The sequence below is a fragment of the Salicola sp. Rm-C-2C1-2 genome (assembly GCF_040196175.1).
Classification (GTDB): Bacteria; Pseudomonadota; Gammaproteobacteria; order Pseudomonadales; family Oleiphilaceae; genus Halospina.
Genome location: NZ_JBEFNF010000002.1, coordinates 120,157 through 133,849, shown reverse-complemented (window position 1 = coordinate 133,849; position 13,693 = coordinate 120,157). Strand labels below are relative to the sequence as shown.

12 protein-coding genes are annotated in these 13,693 nt (G+C 62.2%); 7 read left to right on the top strand and 5 right to left on the bottom strand.

Annotated features, from left to right (window positions below; all coding sequences use genetic code 11):
- Positions 1-16: 16 nt before the first annotated feature.
- The 4 genes from fhuB to AAF659_RS06380 are packed head-to-tail and all read right to left on the bottom strand — an operon-like array spanning position 17 to position 4,480.
- A complete protein-coding gene (fhuB, locus tag AAF659_RS06395; protein ID WP_349750887.1) occupies positions 17-2,020 on the bottom strand; it encodes a Fe(3+)-hydroxamate ABC transporter permease FhuB in 2,004 nt (667 codons plus the stop codon).
- Positions 2,020-2,937: an ABC transporter substrate-binding protein gene (locus AAF659_RS06390; protein WP_349750886.1), complete on the bottom strand. Its 918-nt coding sequence runs from the start codon at positions 2,935-2,937 to the stop codon at positions 2,020-2,022. The genes fhuB and AAF659_RS06390 overlap by 1 nt, the downstream gene beginning before the upstream one ends.
- An 18-nt stretch (positions 2,938-2,955) precedes the next feature.
- On the bottom strand, positions 2,956-3,726 hold the full coding sequence (locus tag AAF659_RS06385) for an ABC transporter ATP-binding protein (protein WP_349750885.1): 771 nt from the start codon (positions 3,724-3,726) through the stop codon (positions 2,956-2,958).
- Positions 3,707-4,480 carry a siderophore ferric iron reductase gene (locus tag AAF659_RS06380; RefSeq protein ID WP_349750884.1) on the bottom strand — a complete coding sequence of 258 codons (774 nt, stop codon included), beginning with the start codon at positions 4,478-4,480 and terminating at the stop codon, positions 3,707-3,709. The genes AAF659_RS06385 and AAF659_RS06380 overlap by 20 nt, the downstream gene beginning before the upstream one ends.
- Before the next feature lie 323 nt (positions 4,481-4,803).
- Here AAF659_RS06380 and trpE point away from each other — a divergent pair, with 323 nt between their 5' ends.
- The 4 genes from trpE to trpC are packed head-to-tail and all read left to right on the top strand — an operon-like array spanning position 4,804 to position 8,736.
- A complete protein-coding gene (trpE, locus tag AAF659_RS06375; RefSeq protein ID WP_349750883.1) occupies positions 4,804-6,285 on the top strand; it encodes an anthranilate synthase component I in 1,482 nt (493 codons plus the stop codon).
- A 16-nt stretch (positions 6,286-6,301) separates the two neighbouring features.
- Entirely contained in the window at positions 6,302-6,895 is a 594-nt protein-coding gene (locus tag AAF659_RS06370; RefSeq protein WP_349750882.1) for an anthranilate synthase component II, read from the top strand.
- A 6-nt stretch (positions 6,896-6,901) separates the two neighbouring features.
- Positions 6,902-7,942, top strand: a complete 1,041-nt coding sequence (gene trpD / locus AAF659_RS06365) for an anthranilate phosphoribosyltransferase (RefSeq protein WP_349750881.1) — start codon at positions 6,902-6,904, stop codon at positions 7,940-7,942.
- A complete protein-coding gene (trpC, locus tag AAF659_RS06360) occupies positions 7,939-8,736 on the top strand; it encodes an indole-3-glycerol phosphate synthase TrpC (RefSeq protein WP_349750880.1) in 798 nt (265 codons plus the stop codon). The genes trpD and trpC overlap by 4 nt, the downstream gene beginning before the upstream one ends.
- A 60-nt stretch (positions 8,737-8,796) precedes the next feature.
- On the opposite strand, the gene AAF659_RS06355 is transcribed toward trpC, so the two are convergent.
- On the bottom strand, positions 8,797-9,549 hold the full coding sequence (locus AAF659_RS06355; protein WP_349750879.1) for a substrate-binding periplasmic protein: 753 nt from the start codon (positions 9,547-9,549) through the stop codon (positions 8,797-8,799).
- Between the two features lie 259 nt (positions 9,550-9,808).
- Here AAF659_RS06355 and AAF659_RS06350 point away from each other — a divergent pair, with 259 nt between their 5' ends.
- The 3 genes from AAF659_RS06350 to AAF659_RS06340 are packed head-to-tail and all read left to right on the top strand — an operon-like array spanning position 9,809 to position 13,691.
- Complete coding sequence (locus AAF659_RS06350; protein ID WP_349750878.1) at positions 9,809-10,465, top strand: cupredoxin domain-containing protein; 657 nt, start codon at positions 9,809-9,811, stop codon at positions 10,463-10,465.
- A complete protein-coding gene (locus AAF659_RS06345) occupies positions 10,465-12,819 on the top strand; it encodes a putative bifunctional diguanylate cyclase/phosphodiesterase (RefSeq protein ID WP_349750877.1) in 2,355 nt (784 codons plus the stop codon). The genes AAF659_RS06350 and AAF659_RS06345 overlap by 1 nt, the downstream gene beginning before the upstream one ends.
- Complete coding sequence (locus AAF659_RS06340) at positions 12,816-13,691, top strand: DUF3034 family protein (RefSeq protein ID WP_349750876.1); 876 nt, start codon at positions 12,816-12,818, stop codon at positions 13,689-13,691. The genes AAF659_RS06345 and AAF659_RS06340 overlap by 4 nt, the downstream gene beginning before the upstream one ends.
- Positions 13,692-13,693 lie beyond the last annotated feature (2 nt).

Sequence of the window (13,693 nt, the reverse complement as noted above, 5' to 3'; positions counted from 1 at the left end):
CTTCCCGTTTCCCGTGCTATCCCAGACGCCGCCGCGTCAGCAGAAAGATGAAGTAACTCCCCCCGATCAGGGCCGCCATCAGACCGGCCGGTAACTGGTCCGGGTAAAGCAGCGTCCGGCCCAGCCAATCGGAAAGCGTCATCAGTCCCATCCCCACCATGGCCGCTAATGCCAGCTGGGGCCGAACACGGCGCGCGCCCAGAAGCGCTGCTACATGGGGAGCCAGCAGACCCACGAAAGCAACCGGCCCCATCAGCGCCGTCACCAGCGCGCAGAGCGCGCACACCACCAAAAGCAGCACCAGCCGTGCCCGGGCCACATTGACTCCTCGGGCCCGAGCCATGGGATCCCCGATGGAGATCAGCGTCAGCCATCGGCTCAACGCCACAACCAGCAGGACCAGGACCGCCACGCCAGCCGCCAGTAGCAGAGCCCTGTCGGTGGAGGCCCGGTACGTGGAACCAGACAGCCAGCCCAGAATGATGTGGGCGCTCTGGGTGCCCTGGGCCAGCACGAAATGCACCAGTGCCTCCATCAGGGCCGCGAGTGAAATGCCCACCAGAATCACGATACCCGGCGCATAGTGGGAGCGCCGCCCTACGAGCAGAAGAACGCCGAGCACCACCAGACTGCCCAGAAACGCCACGCCCGGACCGGCGTGATAGATGGAGGTGCCGGTCCAGATGGTGAAGATGACCAGGGCGAGTGTTGCGCCCGCGGACATGCCCAGAATATCCGGGCTGGCGAGCGGATTACGGATCAGGCGCTGAAGAATGAGCCCGGCCACCGCCATACCAACACCGGTGGCGGAGGCGGTCAAAAGGCGTGGCGCGCGCAGCGACCAGACCAGTTCCGAAGGCCAGGCAAAAGGCAGGCTGGACAACGACACCGGCGTGGCCGGCGTATAGGTAAGGGTGAGGATCACAAGCGCCAGTAGCAGGCACACAGCGCTGGCCCACGTCAGCCAGGTCGTCTGGCGCGCGCCTTGAGGCAGCGCCAACGCAGTCTGGTCTACATGGCCCAGCTTGCGGTGCGCGAACACCACCAGCGCTGGCGCACCCACCATGGCGGCAGCCGTTCCACTGGGCACCAGCTCCCCGAACCAATCGCCCGCTGCCTTGGCCAGCGAGTCCGTTGCCAGCAGTAGCCCCGCTCCCAGCACCGCGCTGTAGGCCAGCTCATCTCCAGCCCGGCGCGCCCCCATGGAGCGGGCTATGTTGGGCGCGATCAGCCCCAGGAACCCGATGATCCCGACAGCGGTGATACTACTGGCCAGGATCCATAACGCGCCAACGAGCAGCACCACCAACACGGGCCCATAGCTGAAGCCGCGCCCGCGTGCGCCGGCCTCCCCGAGTCGCATCAAGGTCAGTGGCCTGGGCGCCAGCACCAGCATCAAGGGCACAACCAGAAGCCGCGGCCAAAGCCATTGGACCCAGTTCCAGTCATTCTGGGTGAGGTCGCCCGCGCCCCAGATGAAGACACCCTGTGCGGCCTCCTGGTTCAGCAGAATGATGGCCGACGCCGCCGCTCCCATCAGCAAATGGGTTGCCATACCAGCGAGCACCACCGGCAACCCGCCGATGCCATTACGCCCGGCAATGATCAGGACAAGCCCCACCGATGCCATCGCGCCGCCCATGGCGACCAGTGCCCGTTCATCGGTCGCCAGCGCCGGCAGCCAGACACTGGCACACACCAGCGCCAGCCAGGCGCCGGAGGAAGCGCCAACCGTTAGTGGCGAGACCAGTGGGTTGCGGGTAACCTGCTGCAGGAGGCTGCCCACGATGCCAAGCACCCCTCCCACGAGGAGGGCAAGTAAGGCGCGCGGTAACCCAGTGTAGTAGAAACGGACCTGCTCAAACCCGCTGGGCTCGCCCCCTGTCGCCAGCCGCCACTGGTCGGCCAGCGCAAGGCCGTTGTCGAGCTGAAGGTGACACACCCCCAACACGAGCACAGCCGCCACGGCCAGCCCATAGCGCGACAACGGCGCTGCCAGCAGGGGCCAAGTCGCCTGCATCAGGGTTCAATGGTCAGAAGGGCATCCGTCATGTTCTCGGCCAGGTAGCGCAGCGACATGGCGCCGCCATAGACCCAGGTGGGCTCAATGGGGGCCACCCGCCCTGCTTCGACTACCGGAAGGGCGTTCCAGAGCGGCTTCTCCAACAGATCGCCGGCCAGAACCGTGGGCTTGAAATAAAGCAATACGTCCTCGCGGTCGACCTGATTCAGATCGGCCACTTTTCTCTGGGTCTGGCCCCACTGGCTGGCCGGCTGCGGCATTGCCGATTCCAGGCCCAGCTGGCGGAGGGCGTACCAGGGCATACTATTGCGCCCAAATACACGCACCACGGTCGGGCTGGCAAAGCCCACGCTGGTAACCCGGGGCAGCTCGTCCCCGAAATGATCACGGATACGGCCACGCAGCCATATCAAACGGGCTTCCAGCGCCTTGAGTTTATGCCGGGCCTTGTCCTCGCGCTCGAAGAGCCGGCCCAGTTCCAGAAAGATTGAGCGTGCCTTTTCAGCGTTACTGTGATCCTTGCGGAACGCATCGAAAAACAGCACCGGCGCCACCCGGCTCATCTTGTCGGCCAACCCGGCCTGGTCCGTGGAAAGCACAATGACGTCCGGTTCCAGGGACGCAATCTTCTCCATGTTCGGTTCCGAGCGCTTACCCACATTGGCCACCGACCCCGGCAGTTCTGGGCGCACCACCCACTTGCGGTAACCGGCGACGTCCGCCACGCCAACGGGATCAACGCCAAGCTCCACCAGGTTCTCCGCCATGGACCAGTTCAGCACCACCACGCGCTCAGGGACCGATTCGAGCGTCTGCTCGCCCCGGCTGTCGGTGACGGTAATCTGCGCCTGAGCGGCAAGCGTCAGGCCAATGCCCAGGATCAGGGTCAGGTAATGTTTCAGTTGCAGAGCCATGAGTGCGGGCAACTCCTGTCAGGCGACCACCGCAACCGGGCGCTGTGTGCCGGGCTGGGCGATCAGGTTGATGTCGATGCCGTACAGCATCGTAAGCAGCTCGGACGAAAGCATCGCTTGCGGGGTGCCATCAAAAGCCACCTCGCCCTGCTTGAGCGCGATCACCCGGTCGGCGTAACGCGCCGCCAGATTCACATCGTGCAGGATCACCGCCACGCCACGACCAGCGGACTGGTTAAGGTCGCTCAGAAGCGCCATGCATTCGTACTGATGGGACAGGTCCAGCGCTGATGTGGGCTCGTCCAGCAACAGAAGCGGCGCCTCCTGTGCCAGCAGCATGGCGATCCAGGCACGCTGGCGCTCACCGCCGGACAGTTCATCCACCAGGTGGGTGGCATAATTCGCCATACTGGTCTGTTCCAGGGCCCAGTCCACCGCCGTGGCATCGTCGCGGTGCCAGCGCCGCACCAGTCCCCGCCAGGGAAAGCGGCCCAGGCGGACCAGCTCACGCACATCCAGCCCCGCAACCTCCGGCAGCTGCTGTGGCAGGAAGGCCATGCGACGGGCCAGCTCCCGCTGGCTGTAACGCTCGAGGAGCTGGTCATCGAGCCGGATCATGCCCCCGTCCGGTTTCATCTGCCGCGCCATCACCTGCATGAGAGTGGACTTGCCGGAGCCGTTGTGCCCAAGGATGGCAGTAAACTCGCCATCACGAAGCGTCAGTTCATCCAGAGCGAGTATGGCGCGCCCATCCCGATGAACGCGGATGTCAGACAGCGACAGCGTCATGGCTCAGCTCCTCCAGTTGACGCCGAGTGCGTTCAGAATGGGTCAGTTTGGGGCAGGACGAGCAGTAGCAGCCGTCATCCCGCCGGTAGTGCATGCAACAGGCGCGGCGCTCCAGCCCCAGAACCTCCCGTCCGCTGCTGAGAGTCAGGAGCAGATACCGGCTCTGGTCTTTCAGCCCCATCGCTGCCAGCCAGACCTCGCCGAGCGTCTGCACACGCTCATTGGTGAATCCGGGCAGGGTCACCGCCAGCCGCTGAAGTGCCATGAGAAGGATATCCGCCAGCAGTCGGTTGGCCGTCAGCGGCTTGATGCGCACGATCTGCCGCAAATCCGCCAGTAGCGCATCCCGCACTGCCATCAGGCGGGCAGCCGCCTCATGAATGCGCTCGCTTTCTTCCCCGGCCGCGGCGGGCCAGTCCTCGGGCATCCGGAAACCGGCCACCACGCCCTGTTCAACCCGTTGCCAGAGCCGGCCCACAGGCACCACGGCATCGGCGCCGTGTACACCCAGAACGGAGAGAAACACCGGTTGCCAGACCAGCAGCGTCCAGGTGCGTACAGACGAGTACGGCTGCCCCGCCTCTGGATAAGCATTCGCCCAGATGCTGTGAACCGTGCTGATCACCGGCGTATTGTCAGCACCATGGGACAGGCCCGGTTCGGGGGAAGGCGTCGCCATGCCGTTCAGCCCCGGGTGGACCCGGGCTGCCAGCGCCAGAAAGGCTGATGTATCCCAATGATCCGATGCCTGCATAACGCGCTCGCGGGTCCGGTAATCAGAAAGGAAAGAACACCGCTTATTGTGCAGCGGAGAAAAGAATACCGCAAATACGAATCCGTATCATTCTATCGATATGGGTCGGCGACGGTTGCTTACTTCAGACCTCTTCGCTAACCTGACTATGTTATTTCAATGATCGGGAGAGCGTCCGTGACCGCCGGACTGAAAGAAGCAACGCTGATCGTGCACCCCGCACGCTGGGCCAACCCGCGCTGGCGATGGTAAAGCGTCACCATTGAGCGCCCGTGGCGAAAGTCACGATCCTATAATGCCCATGCTTTTTTCAGGAACGACCCATGACGCCCGAACAGTTCGACGCCTACGCCGGTGAAGGCTATAACCGCATCCCCGTCCACCGCGAAGTATTTGCGGATCTCGACACCCCGCTGAGCACCTATCTCAAGCTGGCTGACGGCGCCTACTCCTACCTGCTGGAATCCGTCCAGGGCGGCGAGAAATGGGGCCGCTACTCGATCATCGGCCTGCCGGCCCGCGAGCGGCTGCGGGTAAGCGGCCACCAGGTGGTGCATGAATCCGATGACGGCACCATTGAAGAGCTGACCGCCGAGGACCCGCTGGCGTACATCGAAGCCTTTCAGGCCCGTTACCATTCGCCGGACCTGCCGGACATGCCCCGCTTCAACGGTGGCCTGGTGGGTTACTTCGGCTACGACACCGTGCGCTTCATCGAGCCCCGCCTGCATGACTCGGTGCCGCCGGATGAACTGGGCACGCCGGATGTGCTGCTGATGGTCTCTGATGAGGTCGTTGTCTTCGACAACCTGCGTGGCAAGCTGCACCTGATCGTCCAGGCCAGTCCAGCCCTCCCCGGAAGCTACGACACAGCGGTGGAGCGGTTGGACGCGCTGGAAAAGCAGTTGCGTGAGACCCGTGTCACCAGCCCTGTCTCGCAAGCCACGGGTAACCGCATTGAAGAGCGGGACTTCCATTCGGACTTCAGTCAGCACGATTTCGAGGCAGCGGTCGAGCAGATCCGCGAGTACGTGCTGGCCGGCGATGTTATGCAGACGGTGCTTTCGCGGCGCATGTCCGTGGCCTTCGAGGCACCGCCTCTGAACCTGTACCGCGCCCTGCGCTGCCTCAACCCATCGCCCTATATGTATTTTCTCAACCTGAAGTATTTCCACATTGTGGGTTCCTCGCCGGAGATCCTGGCAAGGGTAGAGGACGAAGAAGTCACGGTTCGCCCCATTGCGGGTACCCGCAAGCGCGGCACCAACCGCGAACAGGACCAGGCGCTGGAACAGGAACTGCTGGCTGATCCCAAGGAACGCGCCGAGCATCTGATGCTGATCGACCTGGGGCGCAACGACATCGGCCGGGTGAGTGAAACCGGATCGGTAAGCCTGACGGATACCATGACGGTGGAACGCTATTCTCATGTCATGCACATCGTCTCCAACGTCACCGGCCGGCTGCGCGAAGGCCTATCCTGCATTGACGTGCTGCGCGCCACCCTGCCGGCAGGGACGCTGAGCGGCGCCCCCAAGATCCGGGCGCTGGAAATTCTGGACGAACTGGAGCCGGTCAAGCGCGGGATCTACGGCGGCGCCGTGGGCTACCTGTCCTGGAGCGGGAACATGGACACCGCCATCGCCATCCGCACCGCCGTCATCCAAGACGGTACCCTGCACATCCAGGCAGGCGCCGGGGTAGTGGCGGACTCCGTACCCAACCTGGAATGGCAGGAAACCCAGAACAAAGGCCGCGCGATTTTCCGGGCCGCCGATATGGCCCTAACGGATTTCGACCACTGAGGAGAAGGAAACCAGCATGCTTGTGATGATCGACAACTACGACTCCTTCACCTACAACGTGGTCCAGTATCTGGGCGAACTCGGCGCCGAAGTGATCGTGCACCGCAACGATGCCATCAGCGTTGATGAGATCGAAGCCATGGCACCGGAGCGGATCGTGATCTCGCCCGGGCCCTGTTCACCGGACGAGGCCGGCATCTCGCTGGAGGTGGTGCGCCGCTTCGCGGGTCGCCTGCCGCTCCTGGGGGTCTGCCTTGGGCACCAGTGCATCGGCCAGGTCTTCGGCGGCAAGGTGATCCGTGCCGGGCAGGTCATGCATGGCAAGACATCCCTGATCCACCACCGCAACGAAGGCGTCTTTGCAGGGCTCGACAACCCGTTTGAGGCTACGCGCTACCATTCCCTGGTGGTCGATAAGGACCACTGGCCTGATGACGAACTCGAGATCACGGCCTGGACCGAGAATGAGGACGGCTCCATGGAAGAGATCATGGGGCTGAGACACCGTCAGCTGGCCATCGAGGGGGTGCAGTTCCATCCGGAGTCGATCATGACGCGCCACGGGCACGAACTGCTGCAGAACTTCCTGAATATGCCAAACCAAGAGTAAACCACCATGGACATCCAGACCGCCATCGCCAAGGTGACCGAACGACAGGACCTGAGCACCGCGGACATGAAAGCGGTGATGCGCACCATCATGCAGGGCGAGGCTACAGAGGCTCAGATCGGCGGTTTCCTGGTCGGACTGCGCATGAAAGGCGAGGCCATCGACGAGATCACCGGCGCCGTGGAGGTCATGCGTGAACTGGCCACCGACGTCACGCTGAAGGTGCCCAATGTGGTGGACATCGTCGGTACTGGCGGTGACGGTGCCAACCTGTTCAACGTTTCCACCGCCGCGACTTTTGTTATCGCTGCCGCCGGCGGGCATGTGGCGAAACACGGCAACCGCTCGGTATCCTCGCGCAGCGGCAGCTCGGACCTGCTTGACCAGGCCGGACTGCGCCTGAACATGACGCCGGAGCAGATCAGGCGCTGCGTGCACGAGCTGGGCGTGGGTTTCATGTTCGCCCCCAACCATCATACCGCCATGAAACACGCCGTGGGGCCCCGCAAGGAGCTGGGCATCCGCACGCTGTTCAATATCCTCGGCCCCATGACCAACCCGGCCGGCGTGAAACACCAGGTGATCGGCGTATTCAACGGCGATCTCTGTGTGCCCATGGCGGAAGTGCTGCGCCGGCTCGGCAGCGACCACATACTCGTCGTGCATTCCGAGGACGGCCTGGACGAGATCAGCCTGGCCAGCCGCACCCGCGTGGCGGAACTCAAAAATGGCGAGGTCAGTGAATACCACATCCGCCCCGAGGACATGGGGATCAAAGCACAACCGATCTTTGACCTGCAGGTGGCCGACGCCGCTGAATCCCTGGCACTGATTCATGAAGCGCTGAGCCCTAACCCGAGTCAACGGGCCGCCCTAGCTCGGGATATGATCGCCCTCAACGCCGGCGCCGCCCTCTACGCAGCCGACCTGGCCGACACCCTGCAAACCGGAGCGCAAAAGGCCCTGGCCGCCATGGCCAATGGCTCGGCCCAGCAACGGATGGAACAGCTCGCCACCCTGAGCCAGCAAATGGAGCAGCAGGGATGAACGACACACCCACGGTTCTGCGGCGCATTATCGCGCGCAAACACGAGGAACTGGCTGAACGCCGGCGGCGCCTGCCCCTTGAGGCATGCCGTGCCGAAGCCCGTGAGCAACCAGCAACACGTGGCTTCGCCGCCACTGTGCACAGGCACATCGATGCCGGGGGTCCGGGGGTGATCGCCGAAATCAAGCGTGCGTCTCCCAGCGCTGGCGTGCTCCGCGACCCCTATGATCCGGCGGTGATTGCGCGCGACTACGAAGCCCACGGTGCTGCCTGCCTGTCCGTGCTCACCGACAGAGACTTTTTTCAGGGCAGCGAGGCCGATCTCCTGGATGCCCGCAACGCCTGCACGCTCCCCGTTCTTCGCAAAGACTTCATGGTGGATGATTACCAGATCCATGAAAGCCGCATTGCAGGTGCTGACTGCGTCCTTCTGATCGCGGCCTGCCTGTCGCTCACTCAGATGCAGACCATGGCAGGCCTTGCCCGGGAGCTGAACATGGATGTACTGGTGGAAGTGCACAATCAGGCGGAACTGGATCAGGCGCTGCAGGTGGATTGCCCCCTGCTCGGCATCAACAACCGCGACCTGCACACCTTTGAGGTATCACTGGCGACCACCCTGGATCTGCATCAGCGCGTGCCGGAGGATCGGCTTACTGTCACCGAGAGCGGCATCCATACCCGGGAAGACGCAGAAGCCATGCGCAAGCGTGGCATCCATGCCTTCCTCGTCGGGGAATCGTTCATGCGGGCCGAGAGCCCCGGCGACAGGCTGGCGACGCTGTTTACCTGATGTCTGATGGAGCCACAAGCAAGCGCTCCCGGCTCTGATCTGAACGCAGCGCCCTGCTGTTCAGAGGTATTGATCCAGAATCTTATCGCGCTCTTTTTCTGACAGGGCATCAAGCGCATCCTGAAGGCTATCGACCACCTTATCGGGTGTGTCTTTGTGAAAGGCATAGAACAGCTCGGATTCACTCAACACATCAACGACCTCGTAATTATCCGTATCGTAGTCTTCGCTGTTAAGAAGCCAGAAGGCGACGTTCGCCTCGTAGGCCCATGCATCGACTCTGCCAGCAGCTAGCTTGCGCATCGCAGGTTCAGGCCTGGAGGTGACGTCAAGATTGTTATCCTGCGCTCCTTTGTCTCTGACAAGGCTTTCCGCGACGTCATCCCGCACCACGGCAATCGTTGGTGACGCGTAGTCAGACTGGTTTTCAAATGACAGATCGGCGCCCTTGCGGGCAATCAATGCCACGCTGGTCTCGGTTATGGGCCCCGCCCACCGGAATAGATCCTCGCGACTCTCGGTGCGCGTTGTGGAGAACAGCATGGAGCCTGGCTGTTCCTGAACATTTTGGTACCCCCTTGCCCAGGGCAGAAGACGGATATCATCCCTCGACAGCCCCAGCTCGCCTTTCTGGGACGCTGCCAGCAGCATCTCCACAGCAATCCCCTTCAATTGACCGGACTGCTTGAAGTTATACGGCGGGTAGGTTTCCGTCATAACGTCATAGTCTTTGAGCTCTGCGAGGCTGTTTGCCGCGAACAAGCCCGTTACCAGAAAGGCTGCTACTGTCAGAAACGATTTGAATATCCGCATGTCAGGCTGCTCCAAGTATCGACCTACTGTCGATCTAAGTGTGGTCCCGAATCAGTTATCCAGCAAATAACAGTACGACTCCTTAAACGAGTAATCCGTTAGCAATGCTTCCGGTCGCGACGAAGCAATCAGAGACGTTGCGCCAGGAATTGCCCCGATAAGGGACTTCTTAACGAAAGCCCTCGATCCCCGAGCCGCCTCACTGAGCCCGGAAATCTGCTATCGTCACTTTATATACTGACCCGAACGAGCCCCGTTCATGCCTGCTATTGCGTCATCCCTGCCCCGGCTTGCCGGCCTTTCAGCTCTCCTGCTTTCTTTGTGCGCGGCAGCGGACACCCTCACGATCACAGTTGAAGCCAAGCAATCCGGCAAACCGATCAGCGACGCCGTGGTCACCATCCCGGGATCCGGCGCGCCACCCCCCGGCAAGTACACCATTGCTCAGAACGGCAGGGCCTTCCAGCCGCAGGTTCTGACGGTACCTGTGGGCTCCGAGATCAACTTTCCGAATAAAGACGATACCCAGCATCATGTCTACTCTTTCTCGCCGGCTAAAACCTTTGACATCGAACTCTACGCAGGCAAGCCGGAATCCCCCATCCACTTTGATAAACCTGGGATCGTCGAGCTGGGCTGCAACATCCACGACCACATGCAGGGGTTTGTGATTGTTACCAAACGCCCCCACTACGGACGCACGGACAAGAACGGCCAAGTCCGTTTCGAGCACTCTGCTTTTCCCGAAGGACAGCCCATCACTGCGCGCGTCTGGCATCCGCAGCTGAAAGATACCACGCAGTTCCGGAAAGCAGCGGTCACCCGCGAGACCACGCGCGTCACTCTGGCTCTGCGCCCGGAGCCCGCGCCCGATGAGGAGCTGGACCAACTCCAGCAGGAGTTCAATAACCTGTGATGGGATGGCTGCGAGCAACCGGATTCCGCGCCAGACTGATGCTCGCCATGCTGACGCTGGTGATACTCAGCAGTGCCAGCGTGACTGGTGTGATGCTGTACAACCTGTTCGAGGAAGAACAGGCCCGTGCCGAAGAGCAGCTCGACGTAGCCCAGCGCGTGGCCAATCAGGTGATCACAACGCGCACACAGCTCCTGGTCTCCAATCTGGAAGTGGTTGCCCGTGATTACGGCTTCAAGTCGGCCATCGGTTCACGGGATACGGCCACCATCACCAGCGCGCTCCGCAACCACAGCCGCCGGGCCAATGCGGATCTGGCAATGATTGTGAATGCCAAAGGGCGCCTGATCGCAAATCTTTCCGACCTCGATAACGCTAGCCCGGCACCATTCCAGGCCATTATCCAGCAAGCCCAGGCTGAAGAGGGAACATCCGCAGCCATGGGGCAATGGAACGACGGAGTCTATCAGGTGCTGGTGGTCCCCCTTGAGGGTGCGGGGTTGCGTGCGTGGTTGATTGCCGGGTTCCGCCTGGACGACAGCTTTGCCAAACTCATTGCCGACCTTACCGCCACCGACGCTGTCTTTCAGATGACCGATAGCGGCGCCCTCCTTGGTTCAAGCCTGGCCGCTGATGCCCTCCCTTCGCTTGAGCCCGGTGACTCCACAGAGGGCCAGGCATCATTCAGAGGCGGCAGCGACTATTTCATGCGCGCCGTGCCCATCGACGGTGTCCGCGGCACCGTTGCGCGCCTCTGGCTACTCAAGGACCGGGGCAACGCCTTGTCGCGCTACTACGCCCTGGCGCTGGAAATGGGCGCCGTTCTCGCAGCCGTTCTGGGAATCGCGGCGGCAGTGGTTCTGGTTACGGCAAGAACCCTGGGGCGCCCCATTTTCACGCTCGCCCGTTTTGCCAACGCTCTGGGGCAGGACCGGACGGCGGAGCCACCAGCGCTGCGGGTTTCCGGCGAACCCGGCATTCTCCTGCAGTCGCTTCTGGCTATGCGCGACAGCATCATCCAGCGCGAAAAACGGATTGAGCATGCCGCCACCCACGACAGCCTCACGGGCCTGCCCAACTGGCGCGCGCTGCGGCTGCAGCTGGAAAGTGATCTTTGCCAGGGCCAGTCGGCGGCGGTTGTTGCCATCCACCTTCCCGACATCAAGACCATCAACGAAATGCTGGGCTTCCGCTTCGGTGATGAGACCCTGATTGCCATCGGCCTGCGCCTCAACGGTGTTCTGAAACGCCCTGGTCAACTGGCACGGACCGGTGGCAGACAGTTCATGGCAATCCTGCCATGGGCCGCTGAAGAAGAACTCCGCCAGCAGGTTACGGATCTGAAAACGCGGATGGAAACATCCGTTGAGATTCTGGGCAGTCCTCTTCAGATCAAGTTGGACCTGGCCGCCCTGTGGATCCCTGATCACGCTCATAGCATCGACGAGATCCAGCGCCGACTCGACCTGACGCTGGCACAGGCACGCCACAAACCTGAACGCATCGCGTTCTACGAACCCGGTGGTGACGAGGAGCATCTGCGCGAAATCCGTCTTATCCGCGACCTGAGCGACGCCATCCAGCAACGCGAGCTCCATCTCAACTATCAGCCCAAGCTGGCGCTGGAAACCGGCGAGTTCGAGGGCGTGGAAGCTCTGATTCGCTGGCACCACCCGGAGCTGGGCTTCATCAGTCCGGAAGAGTTCATACCGCTCGCTGAAAGTTCCGGGCAGACCCTGGCGCTGACACGACTGGTGCTGTCACTCGCAGCCGGGGATTGCGCGGGCTGGCGCTCGCACGGGCTGGACCCACACCTTGCCATCAACCTGTCGGCCCTGGATCTGAGCAATCCGGCACTGGCGGAGGATGTGCGAGCCTGTTTCCAGCACGATCCGGAACAGATGGACAAGCTGACCTTTGAGGTCACCGAAAGCGCGGTCATGAACGATACCGGCCTTGCCCTGCAGACGCTGGAAGGGCTCAGGGCGCTGGGGGCCTCAATATCCGTGGATGACTTTGGCACTGGCCAGTCATCCCTGTCTCAGCTGCGTAACCTGCCGGTACAGGAGCTGAAGATCGATAAATCCTTTGTACTGCACCTCACGAGCAGTGATCAGGACCAGCTTATCGTGAGCTCCACCATCAACCTCGCCCATGGATTGCGCCTGACCGTCTGCGCTGAAGGCATTGAAGACCAGGGGTCCTGGGACATCCTGAGGCAATGGGGCTGCGAGCGGGCTCAGGGATTCTTCATGGGGCGCCCCATGGCACCGGAAGCCATACCGGACTGGGCCTTGCGCTACAGGCGCTGGGCAGCCGACCACGGCCTGTTTCAGAAAGGAGATGAAACATGATCTTTGACCACCCGAAGACGCATCTCACGGTTTTTGGTTTTTTATTACTGGCGGGCCCAGCGGCTGCCAGTGACCCCGGAAGCCGCCTCTGGGGCACCGGCGGCGTAACCAGCATTGAAGGCAGCGCCGGCGGCGGCATCAGTCCCTGGGCGACACTGGCCGGCTACGCCAGCGACGAGGAATCGGGCGGCACTGTCGCCCTCTCCAGAGCCAACACTCAGGACTATACGCTCAATGTCCAGAGTGTAGCGTTTAACTGGCGTAACCGGATCGAGCTAAGCTTTGCCCGCCAGGAGCTCGAAATGGACACGCTCGCCTTCGCACTGCCGTTCGGGGAGACGGATCTCAAACAGGACATCTTCGGGCTTAAGGCACGCCTGGCTGGCGATGTAATCTACAGCCCCTATGGCCAGTGGAGTCTTGGCGCTCAGCACAAGCGCCACCGGGTGTCCGAAATTCCCGCAGCCGTGGGCGCCGAGGACGACGCCGGCACCGATATCTACCTCAGTGGCAGCAAACTTTTCGTCGCCGGCCCCTTTGACCGCAACCTCGTGATCAACAGCACCCTTCGTGCCACTCGAGCCAACCAGGGCGGCCTGCTGGGCTTCGGTGGCGATGGGCGGGACCGCCACGAGCTAGTCGCCGAAGCCAGCGTTGGCCTTTTTCTGCGTCGTGACTGGCTGGTCGGTGGTGAATACCGTCAAAAACCAGACAACCTGGGCTTGGCTCGGGAAAATGACTGGTGGGACCTCTACGTCGCCTGGATCCCGGACCGGCGCCTTACGGTCACCGCCGCCTACGTGAACCTGGGCGATATCGCCGGACTGGAGTCCCAGGACGGCGCTTATCTCTCCATTGAAGGGAGCTTCTGATC